This is a genomic window from Exiguobacterium sp. s142, from assembly GCF_018618455.1.
In the GTDB taxonomy this organism is placed as follows: domain Bacteria; phylum Bacillota; class Bacilli; order Exiguobacteriales; family Exiguobacteriaceae; genus Exiguobacterium; species Exiguobacterium aurantiacum_A.
The window spans coordinates 215,820-232,245 of the sequence record NZ_JACSMB010000001.1 but is presented as its reverse complement, the minus strand read 5'-3'; the positions used below and the strand labels follow the sequence as shown (position 1 = coordinate 232,245).

Genomic DNA, 16,426 nt, shown 5'->3' with positions numbered 1-16,426 from the left:
CGATGTTATATTATTAATGTACTGCCAATGGTGTTTTACTCTTCCATTATTTTCCCCTCCTCGGAGGGGCCTTTTTTTATCAAATCATGAAGTGAGACAAAGTTTACACATAATGTTCAATATTTCACAAACTATTCCGCCGAATCTTTTTTATAATAAGAGTAGATAAACGAGAGGGGATATGTCACATGGAAAAACTAGTTCGTTTCACAGATGGTGCCTATGATGTGGAAGCGTTGATCACACTTGAAGAGGTATGGGAAGATAAATTTGCAATTGGCACGCACAAAGAGCTGGCTGTAAAATCACTTAAAATTAATGGGAATGACGTCTCCGAGATGAAGCATGTTCGGGCGTTGCTCCGTTACTACCCGACGCTAGGTGTTTCAGGAATTCTACTCGCACTTGACGGTGCGGCTGCTGAAATCGTCGCCTTGTCAGGTGATACCGATCCAGCCCTGCGCTTCGTCGAGCTCGTCGCCCTTCAAATGGATGAAGCCGCGACGAAACAGTTAAAAGACATGTATGCCGAAATCGCAGTTTAAACGTTAGGATGACTTTCGGGTCATCCTTTTTAAGTTTGTCTTGCAACTCGTGACGAGTGTGGTAATATGGATAATAGATGAAGAAATGGAACGCCATATCGTTGTCGACAAACCAAACATGGGGATCTAGATAGCTAGATCGCTGTTAAGGAGCCACGTTCATAGGAACGTGGCTTTTTTTTGCATATTTTTAAAGTCGGCACCGACATCTGCCGCGATATGGGCGTCCGAACCGAGCACGAGTGGGATGCCGAGCCGGGTCGCTTCAGCGGCGACGGCCATGGCGTATGGCTGTCCGCAGGCGGCTTTACGGAGACCGGCGGTGTTGAAGTCTAGTCCGAACCCGCGTGAGGCGATTGTACGCAACAGTCGCGACTCGGCATCTTTGACGTTCGCACGGTCCCATGAGTAGTTCGTCTGATATTTAATCGGTAAATCGATATGCCCGATGCGCGCGACGTTCAGTCGCTCCCACGGGAACTGTAACCCGGTCTCGAGCGCTTCGTAATACCGGTGTAGCACTTCTTCGAACGACCCGATCCGGCTGACGAGCGCATCAAACGTCTCCGGTGAGAAGTCGACGGGCAGGAGCTCGCCTTCGACTTGTAGAAAGTGTTGAGACAAGATCGTCTCGTCGAGGTATGAGCGATAGGGCTCGAGCAAGGCGAGCGTCTCATCGACATATCCCGGCAAATAATCGATCTCGAGACCGATCCGGATCTCGAGTCTTTCGGCGTAATCTCGTTTCAACTGCCCGACCTCTTCTATATAACGGGGCAATAAGTCGAGCGCCATCGCCGAGTCTTGATCTGGCGTCGGATCAATGAAACGTGCCGGCAACGGGGCGTGCTCGGTGAACGTCAGCGTCCGAACGCCTTGAGCAAGTGCTTGTTCGACGTACGCGTTGAGTGAATCGGTCGATCCGTGCGGACAAAATGGGGTATGGACGTGGCCATCATGGGTATAATCAATCATCAAACATCGTTCCTTTCGAGTTCGCCGGTTGACAGCATTGGCTTGATTTGATAAATTTAACACACTACTTTAGTTTGGTAAAGTGATAATAAGGTAAAGGGTGATACTGATGATTTGGTTCAATAAAAAAGGATCCATCCCAGAAGGATGGCATGAGTTGCAAGGTGAGGACGTGCTGCGTCCGAAGCAATGGATAAAATCATTTTTAGAGCGGGCCGAGGGGGACGGCTATAGTGTGATCGAGCCGCCGCTCGTTGAATACTATTCCCATTATCAAGATCTCGCACTCTTCGATGAGTCGGCGTATTATCGCTTGTTCGGCAACGATGGGGAGTTGCTCGTCATGCGACCGGACTACACGCTCCAGATCGCAAGGAAGCTCGCCGACGGACATGAACCGATGCGCGTCGCTTACGCCGGTGCCGTCTATCGACGCACGCCGAAGCATTCGGGACAACCGCATGAACGTCAGCAACTCGGTCTTGAATGGATCGATGGGGATTCAAAAGATATGGAGTTGATCGAATCGTTCCTTAGTATGACGGAACGGGTCCTGCCGAAAGGAAGTTTACGCATCCAAGTCGGATCTGCTGCATTGATCGCGTTAGTGGCGAACGAGGCCGGTATCCCGGAACGGACGTTGCGTCAATACTTAGCACTCCGTAATTTGGAGTCACTTCGCGACCTCGCGGAATCGTATCAATACCCGTTGATTGCCAAGCTGCCGTTCTTGATCGGTGACTCGGCGCTAGCAGAGTTACGCGACCTCGCGGAACCGGGCTTAAAACCGGCCATCGACGAAGTGGAGCATGCGGTCGAACATCTACGTGCGATCGGATTGAACGTCTCGTACGACTTTGGACAGACCGGCGACTTTGATTATTATTCAGGTTTGACCGTGACCGGCAGCATCGACGGCAGACGCGTCCTCTCAGGTGGCCGTTACGACTCGTTATACGGGCATTTCGGACAGTCGCGACGTGCCTTCGGACTATCGCTCGACTTAGAACAGTTAGGTGAGGTGATCAAATGAAAGTCGCAATCGCGAAAGGGCGCATCGAAACAGCGGCCCGTGAGTATTTTGAACAAGTCGGTCTCACCGTTTGGCCGGAAAAGCGGGGCCGTGAGTTGACCGTCGAAGTAGACGGTCATGAATTCATCTTCGTCAAAGGCGATGACGTCTATAAATACGTTATGCATGGCGCAGCGGACGTCGGAGTCGTCGGCGGTGACATTTTACGCGAGAAGACACCAGGCGTCCTCGAAGTCGTCGATTTACCATTCGGCCGTTGTCGTATGGCGGTATGTGGTCCGAAAGAACGGAGAAACGGTACGAAGAAGCTGAAAGTTGCCAGCAAGTATCCGAATATCGCCATCTCGCACTTTGCCTCGAAACGTCAAAACGTCGAAGTGATCGCTTTGAACGGTTCGGTCGAACTCGCGCCGTTGACCGGTCTCGCCGACTGCATCGTCGATATCGTCGAGACGGGGGCGACGCTTCGCGCGAACGATTTAGAAGAATATGAGACGATTTTCACGGTTAACGCGAAATTCATCACGAGCGAGACAGCGCTCGCGAACGACCCGGACGAATTGAAAGCGTGGATTCGCCGGTTAAGCAAGGAGGCAGACAGATGAACGGACAAACGAATCGCACGCGCCGAGAACAGTGGGCAGAAGCCGTCAAACCGATTTTAGAATCGGTTGAGGCGAGAGGTGACGCGGCGCTCCTCGAATGGACGACGCAATTTGACGGGGTCGATGTGATTGAAACGGTCGACCTTGAGACGTTTGAACCGCCGGAGGCGTATCGGGAATTGACCGAGGCGCTAACGCTCGCGGCCGAACGGATCCGTACGTTTCATGCGCGGCAACAGCGTCAAGACGACGTCTTCGAAGATGAGATGTTCCGGCTCGGTCGTCGGTTCATGCCGCTCGATTCGGTCGGCGTCTATGTGCCTGGCGGGACGGCGGTCTACCCGTCGAGTGTGTTGATGAACATCATCCCAGCGAAAGTGGCCGGAGTGAAGCGGGTCGTCATGGTGACGCCACCGAAACAAGGCGGGATCGACTTATCGCTGTTGATTGCCGCGAAGATTGCCGGTGCCGACGAATGTTATCTCGTCGGTGGTGCCCAAGCCGTCGCCGCACTCGCGTTCGGCACCGAGACGATTTCGGCCGTCGATAAGATCGTCGGGCCGGGCAACGCTTATGTGGCGACCGCGAAGTCACTCGTCTCGCATTTCGTCGGGATCGATTCCGTCGCCGGTCCGTCCGAGGTGTTGATCATCGCCGACGAAACGGCCAATCCTAGATGGGTCGCAGCCGACCTGCTCGCGCAAGCCGAGCATGACGTCGAAGCGACAGCACTCGCCCTCGTGACGACAAGTGAACAGGCCGAAGCGATTCGGTCTGAGCTGGACAAGCAACTGCTCGATCTGCCACGTCGCGACATCGCGGTCGAAGCGCTCAAGCGCGGAGGCGTCCTCGTCAAAACGAAAGCAGAAGCAATTCGCTACGCGAACGATATGGCGGCCGAACACGTGCAACTTGCGGTGACAGATCCAGCCGATTATATGGCACAGATTCGCCACGGCGGCTCGTTCTTCCTCGGCCATGAGGCGGCCGAGGCGTTCGGTGACTATATTGCCGGACCGAACCACGTCTTGCCGACGAGCGGGACGGCCCGCTTCTCGAGCGGACTGTCGGTCGATGATTTTTACCGCAGACAGACGTTTCTCGAGATGACAGCGATCGACGAAGCGGTCACACGCGCCGCGATCCGAATCGCGAGACAAGAACAGCTTGAAGGACACGCCCGAGCGATGGCGGTCCGATTGGAGGACGTATGAGACGTAACTATACAGCGATCCCGCGCTATGTCCCACATGCGGTGAGCGGATACGCGCTAAATCAAAACGAGAGTCAATTCGAGCTGCCGGAGCGCTTGCAACGAGCGATTCAGCTCGTGACGCTCCGCTCACTCAGCCGTTATCCGGTCGATGAGCTGACGGCCCTTAAAACTAGCTATGCGACTTATGCGGGTGTACAACCTGACCAATTGATGGTCGGGAGCGGCAGCGATGAGCTGCTCGCCATACTTTGTCAAGCCATTCTCGACACAGAAGACGTCGTCTTGGCACCGGCACCCGACTTTTCGATGTACGGCATTTACGCGCACATCGCCCGGGGCCAGTTCTTCCAACCTGAGGCAGACGGCCTCACGATCGATTCATTGCTTCGATTGATTGAAGCGAACGAACCGAAACTTGTGCTCGTGTCGAACCCGAACAATCCGACCGGGAAGATGTGGACGCTCGACCAATTAGAAATGATTGCGAAACAAGTTCCGTACCTCGTCGTCGACGAGGCGTATATCGACTTCACGATGAGTGATTCCTTCAAGTCGCGACTCGCGGATTACCCGAACGTCATCATTTTGCGGACGTTATCGAAAGCGTTCGGACTCGCGAACTTACGGATCGGCTTCATGATCGCCCATCCCGATTTGATCGAGAAGATCGACCGGTTCCGCTCGCCGTTCAACGTCAGTGGATTGAGCGCGGCTGTTGCGACCGTCGTCCTTGACGACCCGGATTATATCGCTCAGTCCGTCGCCTTCCATAATGGGCAACGTCAAAAGCTCGAACGACTGCTCGTGCCAATCGGCAACGTCTTGCCGAGCCGGGCCAACTTCCTATACGTCGAGACGCCCAATAGTGAGCTGTGGGCCGAGCGGTTCCTCGCTTACGGTGTCCACGTCCGTGCGTTTCCGACCGGACTGCGCGTCAGTGCGGGGACGGACGAGGCGTATCGATTCATCAAACAAATGTTAGAAGAGGTGACTTCTTTTGAGAACAGCTGAAATTAAACGTGAGACGAAAGAAACGAACATCGAGCTTCGCCTCGATTTAGACGGTACAGGTCAAAGTGACATTAAGACAGGCGTCGGCTTTTTCGACCATATGTTGACACTGTTCGCCTTCCATAGCCGCATCGACTTAACGGTGCAAGTCGAAGGGGACACATGGGTCGATGCGCACCACACGGTCGAAGACGTCGGCATCGCCCTCGGGCAGATGATCTTAGAAGCGCTCGGGGACAAAGTCGGGATCCGTCGCTACGGGACGAGCTACTTGCCGATGGACGAGACACTCGCCCGGGCCGTCATCGACGTCTCGGGACGCCCGTTCCTCGTCTACCGAGCTGAAATCAACAATCCGAAGCTCGGTGACTTCGACACGGAACTCGCGGAAGAGTTCTTCCGCGCCGTCGCGATGAACGCGCGGTTGACGCTCCATCTTGACGTGTTATACGGCTCGAACTCGCACCATATGATCGAAGGGCTGTTCAAAGCGTTCGGCCGCGCCCTCGCAGAAGCGATCGGGAAAGACGGGCTCGACCGCCTCCCTTCGACGAAAGGACGGATCGAAGGATGAACGTCGCGGTGATTGACTACGGCATGGGAAACGTCTTCAACGTCGAACGGGCGCTTCAAGCGATCGGTTGTTACGTCACGATCACGAACGATCCGGCTGAAATCGAAGCGGCCGACGCCATCCTCTTGCCTGGCGTCGGTGCGTTCCCGCAAGCGATGCAGTCGCTTGAGGACACGGGACTCATTACGTTGCTCAAGCGAGTGGCGACAGAGAAGCCGTTGCTTGGGATTTGTCTCGGGATGCAACTGTTATTCGAGTCGAGCACGGAAGGCATGCCGACGCCAGGACTTGGTTTGATTGAAGGACGGGTCGAACGGATGCGGGCCAAACGGTTGCCTCACGTCGGTTGGAACTCGATTTTACGCGACGAGGACGTCTATTTCGTCCACTCGTATCACGTCGTGACCGCTGACGACAATATCGTCGCCTCAGCTGACTATATGGGAGAGCGCGTACCGGCCATCGTCCGATCAGGTCTCGTGACCGGGATGCAATTTCACCCGGAGAAGAGCGGCGCGTTCGGACTCAGCTTATTAAAAGAATGGAAGGAGGCGGTCGAACGTGAAACTGCTACCGGCAATTGACTTAATCGGCGGCAAGATTGTCCGCCTGACTGAAGGAGATTTCAACACGGAAGAGCAATACGGCGACCCGTATGAGAAGTTAAAAGAATGGACCGGGCGCGTCCAGATGCTCCACTTGATCGATTTAGAAGGAGCGAAAGCTGGTGAGCCGAAGCATCTCGATGTCGTCCGTTTCGCCAAATCGTGCGGCTTTTTCGTCCAGACGGGCGGAGGGATTCGCTCCGAAGCAGCGCTTGATGCTGTCATGGCTACTGGTGTGGACCGTGTCCTGCTCGGTACGAAGGCGTTCACCGATCCTGATTTCCTGGACCGGGCACTCGCCAAGTACGGGAGTCGTGTCGCCGTCGCCCTTGACGCCTATGACGGCATCGTCGCCATCAACGGCTGGCAAGACGCGACCGAACTAAAAGACATCGATGTGGCCATCGATCTCGCCAGCCGCGGGGTCGAGACGATTCTTTACACGGACATCGGTTCGGACGGGAAACTGAACGGACCGAACTTAGAGCGCATGAAGGCGCTCCGGGCAGCTGTCTCGGTCACGCTCATCGCCTCGGGCGGTGTCACGACCGAAGCCGACGTCAAGGCACTGAGTGAGGCCGGAATTGATGAGGCGGTCGTCGGGAAAGCGCTTTTGTCTGGCAAAGTCAGTCTTGACGACTTGATCGAATGGGAGGCGCGACATGCTAAAGCGTAGAATCATCCCATGTTTAGACGTGAAAGACGGACGTGTCGTCAAAGGCATCGAGTTTGTCGAACTGCGTGACATCGGTGACCCTGTCGAGATTGCCAAGTACTATGACGCCTCAGGTGCGGATGAACTTGTCTTTCTAGACATTACGGCAAGCACGGAACGAAGACAGACGATGCTTGACGTCGTCAGTGCCGTCGCCCGAAAAGTGTTCATCCCGCTCACGGTCGGGGGCGGCATCCGTTCACTTGAAGACATCTCGTCCCTGCTCAAAGCAGGAGCCGACAAAGTGTCGCTCAACACGCTCGCCGTCGAGTCACCTGACTTGATCAAGCGGGCAGCCGAACGTTTCGGTTCCCAGTGTATCGTCGTCGCCATCGACGTCCGTTTCGAAGAAGGTGACTATTACGTATACACGTACGGCGGGAAACACCGGACCGAGCTGACGGCAGTCGATTGGGCCAAGCGCGTCGCTGAACTCGGGGCCGGGGAGCTGCTCGTCACGTCGATGAACCAAGACGGGAAACAGAGTGGCTATGATTTAAAAATTCTCGAATTGCTACGGGCAGCGGTCGATATCCCGATCATCGCCTCAGGCGGGGCCGGGAACGCTGAACACGTCGTCGAGGCACTTGAAACAGTCGACGCCGCCTTACTCGCTTCGATCTTGCACGACCGAAAAACGACAGTAGAAGAGGTGAAGCACGTATGCAGCGCGAACAACTTGCCGATGCGGTTCGTTACGACGCAAACGGACTAATCCCGGCGATTATCGTTTCGACGGAAGATAACGCCGTGCTCATGCTAGGTTATATGAACGATGAGGCGATTCAGAAGACGATTGAGACGAATATCGTCACGTTCTGGTCACGTTCGAAAGGGCGGCTTTGGATGAAAGGTGAATCGAGCGGCAACACGCTCGACCTTGAGAGCATCCATGTCGATTGCGATCAAGACGCGCTGTTAGTCCGCGTCCATGCGAACGGACCGACGTGCCATACCGGAAATCGCAGTTGCTTTTTTACGGAGGTGAACACATGATCCACGAACTCGAAAAACTGATTCAAGAACGAAAGACAGAGCCGAAAGAAGGTTCTTATACGTCGTACTTGTTTGATGAAGGGTTAGACAAAATCGCGAAAAAGTTTGGGGAAGAGTCGTTCGAGGTCGTCATTGCGGCATTGAACGATGAAGACTTGGTCGAAGAGACGGCTGATTTGTTGTACCACTTGCTCGTCTTGCTCGCAGCCAAAGGCGTCTCCTTACATGACGTCGAGACGTTGCTCGCCGAACGGCATGGGACGACGACACCGGCGAAACCGCGCCGCGACGTCACGGAATGGTGACAGACAAAGGGAAGGAAGCCGCGGCTTCCTTCCCTTTCTGGTTAACGATTGACGGAAGCAGCCATACGAATGTACGTATGACGGCGTCCACGGATGGCGATTGACAACGCCTGAATATTCTCAGGTGTGGCGATTCCGGACAGACCGGCGTCGCCGATATGGAAGATGTCGGTACCGCCGCGTTTTGATGATAAGGCGATGTCGCGGATCGTCCCTTCGTCGGCGCCTTCTTGTGACGTTCCGATGGCGGCCAAGACGAGCTTGTTCAGTGCTTGGATTTCTTGCGTCACGTGATAGAACTCATCTTCACGGACACCTGGGACGGTTCCTGGCGCGGGAATCAAGATGATGTCGGCACCAGCTTCGGCAAAGCGGACGTACGCATCACGGTCGATCACGTTACCGACACCCGCTTGATGCATCTTCCCGGCAATGATGACGCCGGCAAATTCAGATCGGGCCGTGATGATCGCCTTTTCGATAGCCTCATTCGTGACACCGGTGTTCGGATTACCGGTCAAACAGACGAAGTCGATTCCGAGTTCGGAAGCGCGGGCGAACGCTTCCTGCGTCGCCAGTCGGCCTTGTTTCACGTCGAACATGTCCGAGGACTTCTCGCTGAAGTCGACAGGCTCGAGATTGACACCGACCGGCAGTCCGATCAGCCGTTTTAATTCCGTGATCGGATTGTCGGACATCGTCTCACCCGGGATGTCGCCGAATAGGGCGTGGCTTTCAAGCCCCTTTATGTACGGATGGAACACGTCAAGCATGTTGAGCAAGATCATGTCGGCACCGAAAGCCCGGGCGAGCTCGGCGTTCGTCACTTCAGGATAGAGCGGCTGCACGGTCGGAATGACTTCGGCGAGCACGGTCCGGCCTTCGGCTTTTCGGATCGACTCAATCAAATCGTTACGGTTGAACGTCAAGAAATCACTCGCTTTGCAATCAAGAATGCGTTTCATAGTCAATTACCTCCTCTGATTCGTCCATTTTCCTATTCCCTATTCTCGCCAATATTCCTCTATAATAAAATAGAATGGAGGCAAAAACATGACAGAAAAAGAAAAGATGATTCAAGGTGAACTTTATCTGGCCGGTGATTTGGAACTCGTCGCTGACCGGCGGCAGGCGCGACGTCTGACGGAGCGGTTCAATCAGTCTGGAATCGATGAGCTCGACGTCCGCAAGCAAGTACTCGGCGAACTGTTCGGTTCGACCGGGGCATCGTTCTACCTCGAACCGACGTTCAAGTGTGACTACGGATACAACATTCATCTCGGGGACCGTTTTTTTGCGAACTTTGACTGCGTGTTTTTAGATATCTGTCCGATCCGGTTCGGAGATGATTGTATGCTTGCTCCAGGTGTCCATATCTATACAGCAACACATCCGCTCGACCCGACGGAACGGATCTCGGGCCTCGAGTATGGCAAACCGGTCACGGTCGGACATCGCGTCTGGATCGGTGGCGGGGCCATCATCAATCCGGGCGTGACGATTGGGGACGATGCGGTCATCGCCTCAGGTGCGGTCGTGACGAAAGACGTGCCGGCCCGTGCCGTCGTCGGAGGCAATCCGGCCCGAGTGATCAAGCTAATTCCATGAATCTTAAAATGACCTTTCCGAACTCGTTCGGAAAGGTCATTGTTCATTTCCAGACTCGTTTTACGTTGAGCGTTTCTTGGGCATAACCCCAAACGGAAATCGGGGACATGAACAATTGATAGCTCACAACAAAAAAGATGAATCCGAAGAAGTTTTTGCGGACCCGTAAGTTCAAGTTTTTGAAAACGTAATCGCGTTGGTAGAAGTAGAGCAGTCCATAGCTAAGGACGGTCAATGGCAGGACGAGGAGCGTCATCGGTCCAACGATCCAATAATGACCGAACAGAGCGAGAACGAGACCCGGGATCCAGAAGAACGTGAAGGCGATATCGAGATACGGCATGATCAAATTGACCCCGGTCAAGTACTTCGTATAAAGCTGGGGCTGACGCCACGGTTTCACTTCTTGCAATCCCTCGATCATCCCACGGGCCCAACGCGACCGTTGACGCGCAAAGTGGCGGAACGATTCAGGTGCGTCCGTGAACGCGACGGCGAGCGGTTCGAAATAGACGCGACGCTTCATTTCAAGGAGGCGCCACGTGAGAACGATGTCTTCTCCGATCGCGTCGGGCCAACCGCCGACTCGTTTGACGGCATCGGTCTCATACAAACTGAACGCACCTTGAGCGACGAGTGTCCCTTGGTAAAGCCCTTGAAGCCGCTTGATCGATGCGATGCCGAGAAAATAATCCCACTCTTGAAGCCGTGTCCAAAACGAACTGCGGCTATTGCGAACGAGCATGCTGCCGGCGACGGCACAGACGTCTTTTGGACTCGACACGAGCCGTGCGACCAAATAGCGAATCGCGGACGGATGAATCAACGTATCGGCATCGAGCGTGATGATGTATGAGGTAGTCACTTTCGTTAAACCGTAATTGAGCGCTTGGAACTTGCCGGCTCTCGGTTCATGCAATAGCTCGATTTGTAAGTCGAAATCTTCTTGCGCCCGCATCACTTCGGCTGATGTCGCATCGCTTGAGTTGTTATCAATGACGAAAACTTGGAGCGGGCCCGTGTAGTCTTGCAGTGCCACGTAACGAATCGTCTCGTAGATAGATGATTGTTCGTTGTAGGCGGCAATCATGACCGTCACGGCTTCGTCCGGATGTTCGTTTGTGAACGGCGGTTGCCGATCGAGGACGAGACTCGCGAGCAAGAACGCCATCAAATAGCCCGGAACGTAAGCGATACCGCCGATGATGAACAAGGCGAGCACCCAATTCGTCAGTGCAGCCAAATCGGTCAACCAAGGTAAAGAGATGTAGATAGAAAACAATAACCAGAGCCATGAAAAACCGTGTGCCAACCAAAAGCGAGTCAAAATCGTCCAATACCAACGATTTCCGATGCGATTGCGTCCCCATCTCGATTCGACCGGTTCATTTCGTGAAATCATATGATGTCCTCAATTCTGTTTCAATGGAAACGAGCTTGTCTAATATTGGAAATATATCGTTCAAGTTAGATATACAGACAGCAAATTGAATTTTGATGGGGAATGATTATAAAGTCAACAAATGATGCGTCGTGCATAAAAAATATTGACCCAAATTAAAAACAGGACCCGGGTCCTGTTTTTAGTTTTAGTTATGAAATTGTTTTGGATGCGTGCGCCCAAGCCATCAATGTTTGTCGAGCAAGGGCAAGTGCTTGCTCGTTCCCGAGCGTGACGCGAATCCCGTCCGGTTGCCGCGACGTATGGATGCCGTGCTCGGCTAAGTGGGACCAAACCGCTTCGGGTTGGTCGAGTGTGACGTATAAAAAATTCGCCTCAGCTGGCTGAACTTGACCGATCGTCCCGAGTAAATCTGACCACTTGACGCGCATGTCGTGATGCCAAGCGATCGATTCGTCCAAATAGGTCGCATCAGCCAAAAAGACGTTGGCAATTTTCGCGCTCACACCGCTTATATTGAACGGGGGGACGAACTGCCGGAAATACTGAGCGAGTTCGGTCGTCGTGATCATAAACCCGAGACGGACGTTGGCTAAGCCGAACGCCTTTGATAGCGTCCGTAAGACGATCACGTTCGTCAGTTCATTCAAGTGCGTGACGATACTCGATGCAGGCGTGAAATCGATATACGCCTCATCGACGATCAAATAAGGGACGAGGCCTGCCAGTTCGGTCAACTCACCGACCGTCCACAACTTACCGGTCGGGTTGTTCGGGTTCGACAACAGCAACAGCTTCGGTGCATGTTGCTGAATCGCCAGGGCGAGCGCCTCATACGATAAATCGTCCGCCTGAACATGCCGACCGTGTGCGATTGTCGTGAAGATCGGGTAGAGCGCGAAGTCAGGACTCGGTGACAAGACGACGTCTTCTGGTGACAAGAGCGCCTGCGTGACGACGTGAATCATCTCATCACTGCCACAGCCGACGAGCAACTGGTTCGGTTCGACGCCAGCATAGGCCGCGTAGCGGGTGAACAGTTCATCGATCGGTTGGACCGGATACTCATGCAGGTCATGGAACGAGATCGTTGCCAGCTGTTCATGCAACCGCTTTGGCACCGGGAACTGGCTTTCGTTTTGATTCAACCGATGTCCTTCCGGATAAGTGACGGGATAGATCGGGAGGTCGACTTGCCTCATTCCGTCGGCTCCATCGAGAACCATTTTTTAGCGAGTTTATCGATCTCGCCTGAGTCGATCATCTTGTTCAGCTCGTCGTTGAACTGATCACGCAAGTCGTCTTCCAATTTGAAAGCGGCCGCCGATCCTTTTTCGCCGTCTTCTTTAAGCGCGAACGTATAAAGACCTGCGTCTTGGTCTAAGTATTTTTGAGCGACCGTGTCTTCGATGACCATCGCGTCGATGCGGCCCGTGTTCAACTCTTGAACGATTTCTGGAATCTTATTCAATGAGACGAGTTCAGCGTCAGGTGCTTGGTCTTGAGCGATAGTCTCTTGAATTGAAGCGGTTTGGACGCCGATCTTCTTGCCGGCTAGCGCTTCGATCTCTTTTAGCGATTCATCTTTTGTCATGATCAAGTTCGTTGCCGATAAATAGATGTCCGAGAACGACGCATTTTCTTTCCGCTCTTCGGTCGGCGTCATGCCAGCCATGACAAAGTCGATCCGTCCGGCGTTCAAGGCTCCGAGCAAACTACCGAAGTCCATGTCCTCAATCTTTAACTCATAGCCGAGACGCTCTGTGACCGTTTCAGCGATCTCGATGTCGAAACCGACGATCTCATCCCCGTTCGCCGTATCAACGAACTCATACGGGAAGTAATCGGCACTCGTTCCCATGACGAGTGTCTTTTTTTCTTCTCCCGTTGTCTCTTGGCTGCATCCCGCTAATAATGCGCTTGCGACTAGTCCCCCTGTAACGATCCACTTTTTCATGTATGAATTCCTCCTTCAAGATATGAGACTAAGTGTAATTGTATAATTATTAATTGTAAAGTATAAAAATACAGAAAAGCTAAAAAAAATCATCCAGTCCGCTTTAAGCTGGATGACAAGGATCATCCGTCAATCTGCTGCACGTAGCTGATGACGTCGGTCAAATAGGTCTCGATCGGGCGATTTGCATCGATTGTAAGCGTATGCATAAAGTCGGGTTTTTTACGGTTTGCGACAGTTCGATGAAAACCGTCCGGGGAAACGGATTCGATTTGACTAATCTTGCGTTCGCGCTCGGAAAGGCGGCGATTGATTTCATCGACGTCGTCGACGATGCACTCGACGTAGCGATAAGTGGCACCATGGTTTTCGGCGAGTGCCAATCCGCGTTCAAGCATCACATCATACAGGCAAGGGCTGTCCAGAATGACGTTCCGGCCTAGTGACAAATTGAACGCAACAAGTGCCCAATCGATGTCATAGGCGACTTTTCCGGCCAGTGCCGGGTCAAGCGGATGATCCACCATTGATTCGAGCAAGGCTGTCTTCGTCACGTCATGGTCGACGATGACCGCATTGAGCTGAGGCGCGATGGCACAGGTCAGCGTCGATTTGCCTGAGCCCGGAAATCCGGACATTTGTAAAAAGAACATTGTCTCACCTTACTTTTCGTTTGATTTACCACGGCTGAAACCGGCGAATAACCTGCCACCGAACGGCAACATCGCCTCGTCAACGAAGCAGACGAGGTCGTCAATCTCATTCATTTGTTCATGTCTTCTTTTGCGGTGATGTTCCATTTTTTCAACGCTCCGTCTTCTTCGTAAATGACCCGGACTTCCATCTGACTCAGTACGAGCCGTTGCTCCGAGGCAAAAAGGACGAGCGGATAGCCGATCGACAGCGGCTCGTCCGCCTCATAAATGGGACTGTGGGCCTGCATCGCGTAATAGCCGTCAGACCTGGTGTTAGCCGCACCGGCGTCAACTTGGATGACTGTCTCGAAACCTTGTAGCCGTAGTACGTAACTGTACGTCGTTCGGGCCCCGCGTTCGAGCCGCCATTCCTCAATCACGGCCTCATGATCGTTTTGATTCGCTTCGAATAAAACTTCTTGCGCCGTGTATTCTCGTTCATATGGAATCATCTCTTGAATGTTGACGGCCGTCATCGTCGCGAGTTTTTGCGATTCTTCCGACGGCGGTGTGATGAGAATCCCGATAAAGATCAAGATAGGGATGAGCAAATAAATGATGACCCGACTTTGCATATGGCTTCACCTGTCCTTTATCGAGTTTTTTCGCCATAATTTGTCAGAACCCTGCCTGACACTTGAAATATGTCACGAGCAGCACGTTCAATCGTCAAAAATAGGACGACCGGATGTATGATGAATTCAGGAGGGGATTGGGATGAAGATTGGGGTTATCGGCGGGGGAATTGCCGGGTTGACAACGGCGGCTCTCGCTAGTCGATCGGGACATGACGTGATCGTGTTTGAATCATCGCGCGAATGGGGCGGATGTGCCGGTAAGTTTGACCGCGGGGACTACCGTTTCCCGGCGGGGGCGACGCTCGGGATGGGGTTCGAACGAGGCGGACTCCATCAACGCGTGCTCGACTACTTAGACGAGGCGGTCGCAGTCGAGAAGCTCGACGAAGTGATGCATGTCCATATGAGTGATCGAACGGTCGTCTACTATCAAGCGCGCCAAGCGTTTCTCGATGAACTGAGCGCGAAGTTTCCGGAACTGCAGTCGGATATCCGGTCATTCTTTCAAGAAGTATGGACGGATTTTGATAGAATTCGACCGCTGTTCGAACGGTTGCCGGCTTTACCGCTCTGGACGCTTGACGATGCGCTGACCGCATTTCGCGGATTTCGGCCGAATCAAGTAGCGGCACTTGTAAAACTATATCGTCCGCTACATGAAACGTTGCGACGTCATCGGTTGGGCGGGACACCGTTCGAGCAGTTCATCGATGGCATTTTACTCGATAGTTTACAGACGGGGGCACGCGAGGCGAGTCACTTGCTCGCGACCGTCGCGCTATCGATTTATCATGAAGGGGCATTTTACGTCGAAGGTGGATTGTACACACTCGCCCACGCCTTGGAACGATCGATTCGACATAGCGGAGGCACGACGCTGCTCGGTCGTCAAATCATGAAAATCGAGCGCGTCGCCGACGGCTGGTTATTGACCGATCGCCGGGGCCGGCTTGAGATCGTCGACGTCGTCGTTGCCGCGATCCCGCTCGAGGCGACACATCGCTTGCTGAGCGGTGCTGACGAGCGTCGATTTGCCGGGCAATATCGACGTCAGTTGAAGCAATCGCAATGGGGCACGTTCAGTCTATACGTGACGTTGCCCGAGCGCGTCTGTCTGGACCGGCCCTTATTCCAACAAGTGTATACGGACGACTTGCCGTCCGGCCATGCCTTCATCTCGATGTCGGCCGAGGACGACGTATTACGGACGTCTCTCCCCGAACGAACCGTGACGGTCTCGACGCATATCGATTTATCAGAGTGGGACGATTGGAAAGACAGGGCCACCTATGAGAAACTAGAAGCAATATGGACCGAGCGTCTCATCTCGGCCGTGAAGCGGGCGTTTCCGGACTGGACGAGCGAATCAGCGGTCCTCCTTCCCGGGGGTCCAGGAGCGTGGGTGAAATATACGAGACGACCGCACGGTGCTGTCGGCGGCTATGCGCAAACACCGCGTCAGGCTCTGTTCCATGCCGCGAGCTATCGGACGACGCTACCGAACTTTTTCGTGTGCGGGGATACGGTGTTCCCGGGAGCGGGGACGATCGGGGCAATGACGAGCGGGTTGCACGTCGGACGTGCGCTCGGTGCAAAGCTATAATGA

The 16,426-nt window shown here is 53.7% G+C and carries 20 protein-coding genes; 13 read left to right on the top strand and 7 right to left on the bottom strand.

From position 1 onward, the window contains the following. The first annotated feature begins 188 nt into the window (after positions 1-188). A complete protein-coding gene (locus KNP77_RS01170) occupies positions 189-545 on the top strand; it encodes a hypothetical protein (RefSeq protein WP_070327393.1) in 357 nt (118 codons plus the stop codon). A 159-nt stretch (positions 546-704) separates the two neighbouring features. Here KNP77_RS01170 and hisJ read toward each other — a convergent pair whose 3' ends face one another. Further along, a complete protein-coding gene (gene hisJ / locus KNP77_RS01165; protein WP_070327391.1) occupies positions 705-1,520 on the bottom strand; it encodes a histidinol-phosphatase HisJ in 816 nt (271 codons plus the stop codon). Between the two features lie 109 nt (positions 1,521-1,629). Here hisJ and KNP77_RS01160 point away from each other — a divergent pair, with 109 nt between their 5' ends. From KNP77_RS01160 to hisE, 10 genes are read left to right on the top strand one after another with little or no spacing between them, the layout of a single operon-like run. Further along, positions 1,630-2,553 (top strand): ATP phosphoribosyltransferase regulatory subunit, encoded by a 924-nt coding sequence (locus tag KNP77_RS01160; protein WP_070327390.1) that lies wholly within the window; start codon positions 1,630-1,632, stop codon positions 2,551-2,553. Continuing rightward, entirely contained in the window at positions 2,550-3,158 is a 609-nt protein-coding gene (hisG, locus tag KNP77_RS01155) for an ATP phosphoribosyltransferase (protein ID WP_214887927.1), read from the top strand. Before KNP77_RS01160 ends, hisG begins: the two co-directional genes overlap by 4 nt. Beyond that, on the top strand, positions 3,155-4,372 hold the full coding sequence (gene hisD / locus KNP77_RS01150) for a histidinol dehydrogenase (RefSeq protein ID WP_070327388.1): 1,218 nt from the start codon (positions 3,155-3,157) through the stop codon (positions 4,370-4,372). The genes hisG and hisD overlap by 4 nt, the downstream gene beginning before the upstream one ends. Continuing rightward, the gene (locus KNP77_RS01145) at positions 4,369-5,385 is read left to right on the top strand and encodes a pyridoxal phosphate-dependent aminotransferase (RefSeq protein ID WP_214887924.1); all 1,017 of its coding nucleotides are present in this window, start codon (positions 4,369-4,371) and stop codon (positions 5,383-5,385) included. Before hisD ends, KNP77_RS01145 begins: the two co-directional genes overlap by 4 nt. Beyond that, positions 5,372-5,959: an imidazoleglycerol-phosphate dehydratase HisB gene (hisB, locus tag KNP77_RS01140; protein ID WP_070327386.1), complete on the top strand. Its 588-nt coding sequence runs from the start codon at positions 5,372-5,374 to the stop codon at positions 5,957-5,959. Before KNP77_RS01145 ends, hisB begins: the two co-directional genes overlap by 14 nt. Beyond that, entirely contained in the window at positions 5,956-6,543 is a 588-nt protein-coding gene (gene hisH, locus KNP77_RS01135; RefSeq protein ID WP_214887921.1) for an imidazole glycerol phosphate synthase subunit HisH, read from the top strand. The genes hisB and hisH overlap by 4 nt, the downstream gene beginning before the upstream one ends. Continuing rightward, a complete protein-coding gene (locus tag KNP77_RS01130; RefSeq protein WP_214887917.1) occupies positions 6,521-7,240 on the top strand; it encodes a 1-(5-phosphoribosyl)-5-[(5-phosphoribosylamino)methylideneamino]imidazole-4-carboxamide isomerase in 720 nt (239 codons plus the stop codon). Before hisH ends, KNP77_RS01130 begins: the two co-directional genes overlap by 23 nt. Then, on the top strand, positions 7,227-7,994 hold the full coding sequence (gene hisF / locus KNP77_RS01125; protein ID WP_070327383.1) for an imidazole glycerol phosphate synthase subunit HisF: 768 nt from the start codon (positions 7,227-7,229) through the stop codon (positions 7,992-7,994). The genes KNP77_RS01130 and hisF overlap by 14 nt, the downstream gene beginning before the upstream one ends. Next, a complete protein-coding gene (gene hisI / locus KNP77_RS01120) occupies positions 7,943-8,275 on the top strand; it encodes a phosphoribosyl-AMP cyclohydrolase (RefSeq protein WP_131465196.1) in 333 nt (110 codons plus the stop codon). The genes hisF and hisI overlap by 52 nt, the downstream gene beginning before the upstream one ends. Further along, positions 8,272-8,580 (top strand): phosphoribosyl-ATP diphosphatase, encoded by a 309-nt coding sequence (gene hisE, locus KNP77_RS01115; protein WP_070327382.1) that lies wholly within the window; start codon positions 8,272-8,274, stop codon positions 8,578-8,580. The genes hisI and hisE overlap by 4 nt, the downstream gene beginning before the upstream one ends. 41 nt (positions 8,581-8,621) lie before the next feature. On the opposite strand, the gene KNP77_RS01110 is transcribed toward hisE, so the two are convergent. Next, entirely contained in the window at positions 8,622-9,545 is a 924-nt protein-coding gene (locus tag KNP77_RS01110; RefSeq protein ID WP_070327381.1) for a DUF7916 family protein, read from the bottom strand. Between the two features lie 88 nt (positions 9,546-9,633). Between KNP77_RS01110 and KNP77_RS01105 the strand changes: the two genes are divergently transcribed. After that, on the top strand, positions 9,634-10,188 hold the full coding sequence (locus KNP77_RS01105) for a maltose acetyltransferase domain-containing protein (protein WP_016509483.1): 555 nt from the start codon (positions 9,634-9,636) through the stop codon (positions 10,186-10,188). A gap of 43 nt (positions 10,189-10,231) precedes the next feature. On the opposite strand, the gene KNP77_RS01100 is transcribed toward KNP77_RS01105, so the two are convergent. From KNP77_RS01100 to KNP77_RS01080, 5 genes are all read right to left on the bottom strand, one after another. After that, positions 10,232-11,590, bottom strand: coding sequence for a glycosyltransferase family 2 protein (locus KNP77_RS01100; RefSeq protein WP_131504999.1), 1,359 nt, complete (start codon positions 11,588-11,590; stop codon positions 10,232-10,234). 191 nt (positions 11,591-11,781) lie between these two features. Further along, entirely contained in the window at positions 11,782-12,792 is a 1,011-nt protein-coding gene (locus tag KNP77_RS01095) for a pyridoxal phosphate-dependent aminotransferase (protein WP_214887914.1), read from the bottom strand. Continuing rightward, positions 12,789-13,547 (bottom strand): transporter substrate-binding domain-containing protein, encoded by a 759-nt coding sequence (locus KNP77_RS01090; RefSeq protein WP_070327378.1) that lies wholly within the window; start codon positions 13,545-13,547, stop codon positions 12,789-12,791. The genes KNP77_RS01095 and KNP77_RS01090 overlap by 4 nt, the downstream gene beginning before the upstream one ends. 122 nt (positions 13,548-13,669) lie before the next feature. Beyond that, positions 13,670-14,185 carry a P-loop nucleotide/nucleoside kinase family protein gene (locus KNP77_RS01085; protein WP_251138858.1) on the bottom strand — a complete coding sequence of 172 codons (516 nt, stop codon included), beginning with the start codon at positions 14,183-14,185 and terminating at the stop codon, positions 13,670-13,672. Positions 14,186-14,310: 125 nt separating this feature from the next. Next, positions 14,311-14,817 (bottom strand): hypothetical protein, encoded by a 507-nt coding sequence (locus KNP77_RS01080; RefSeq protein WP_214887908.1) that lies wholly within the window; start codon positions 14,815-14,817, stop codon positions 14,311-14,313. 142 nt (positions 14,818-14,959) lie between these two features. Here KNP77_RS01080 and KNP77_RS01075 point away from each other — a divergent pair, with 142 nt between their 5' ends. Beyond that, positions 14,960-16,423: a phytoene desaturase family protein gene (locus KNP77_RS01075; RefSeq protein WP_214887905.1), complete on the top strand. Its 1,464-nt coding sequence runs from the start codon at positions 14,960-14,962 to the stop codon at positions 16,421-16,423. The last annotated feature ends 3 nt before the right edge of the window (positions 16,424-16,426 follow it).

Coding starts and splice junctions, on each gene's coding strand:
- hisF (WP_070327383.1), top strand. CDS start 7,227: ATGCTAAAGCGTAGAATCATCCCATGTTTAGACGTGAAAGACGGACGT.
- KNP77_RS01110 (WP_070327381.1), bottom strand. CDS start 9,545: ATGAAACGCATTCTTGATTGCAAAGCGAGTGATTTCTTGACGTTCAAC.
- hisG (WP_214887927.1), top strand. CDS start 2,550: ATGAAAGTCGCAATCGCGAAAGGGCGCATCGAAACAGCGGCCCGTGAG.
- hisJ (WP_070327391.1), bottom strand. CDS start 1,520: ATGATTGATTATACCCATGATGGCCACGTCCATACCCCATTTTGTCCG.
- KNP77_RS01095 (WP_214887914.1), bottom strand. CDS start 12,792: ATGAGGCAAGTCGACCTCCCGATCTATCCCGTCACTTATCCGGAAGGA.
- KNP77_RS01170 (WP_070327393.1), top strand. CDS start 189: ATGGAAAAACTAGTTCGTTTCACAGATGGTGCCTATGATGTGGAAGCG.
- hisI (WP_131465196.1), top strand. CDS start 7,943: ATGCAGCGCGAACAACTTGCCGATGCGGTTCGTTACGACGCAAACGGA.
- KNP77_RS01100 (WP_131504999.1), bottom strand. CDS start 11,590: ATGATTTCACGAAATGAACCGGTCGAATCGAGATGGGGACGCAATCGC.
- KNP77_RS01090 (WP_070327378.1), bottom strand. CDS start 13,547: ATGAAAAAGTGGATCGTTACAGGGGGACTAGTCGCAAGCGCATTATTA.
- KNP77_RS01160 (WP_070327390.1), top strand. CDS start 1,630: ATGATTTGGTTCAATAAAAAAGGATCCATCCCAGAAGGATGGCATGAG.
- KNP77_RS01145 (WP_214887924.1), top strand. CDS start 4,369: ATGAGACGTAACTATACAGCGATCCCGCGCTATGTCCCACATGCGGTG.
- KNP77_RS01075 (WP_214887905.1), top strand. CDS start 14,960: ATGAAGATTGGGGTTATCGGCGGGGGAATTGCCGGGTTGACAACGGCG.
- hisH (WP_214887921.1), top strand. CDS start 5,956: ATGAACGTCGCGGTGATTGACTACGGCATGGGAAACGTCTTCAACGTC.
- KNP77_RS01085 (WP_251138858.1), bottom strand. CDS start 14,185: ATGTCCGGATTTCCGGGCTCAGGCAAATCGACGCTGACCTGTGCCATC.
- hisE (WP_070327382.1), top strand. CDS start 8,272: ATGATCCACGAACTCGAAAAACTGATTCAAGAACGAAAGACAGAGCCG.
- hisD (WP_070327388.1), top strand. CDS start 3,155: ATGAACGGACAAACGAATCGCACGCGCCGAGAACAGTGGGCAGAAGCC.
- KNP77_RS01105 (WP_016509483.1), top strand. CDS start 9,634: ATGACAGAAAAAGAAAAGATGATTCAAGGTGAACTTTATCTGGCCGGT.
- KNP77_RS01080 (WP_214887908.1), bottom strand. CDS start 14,817: ATGCAAAGTCGGGTCATCATTTATTTGCTCATCCCTATCTTGATCTTT.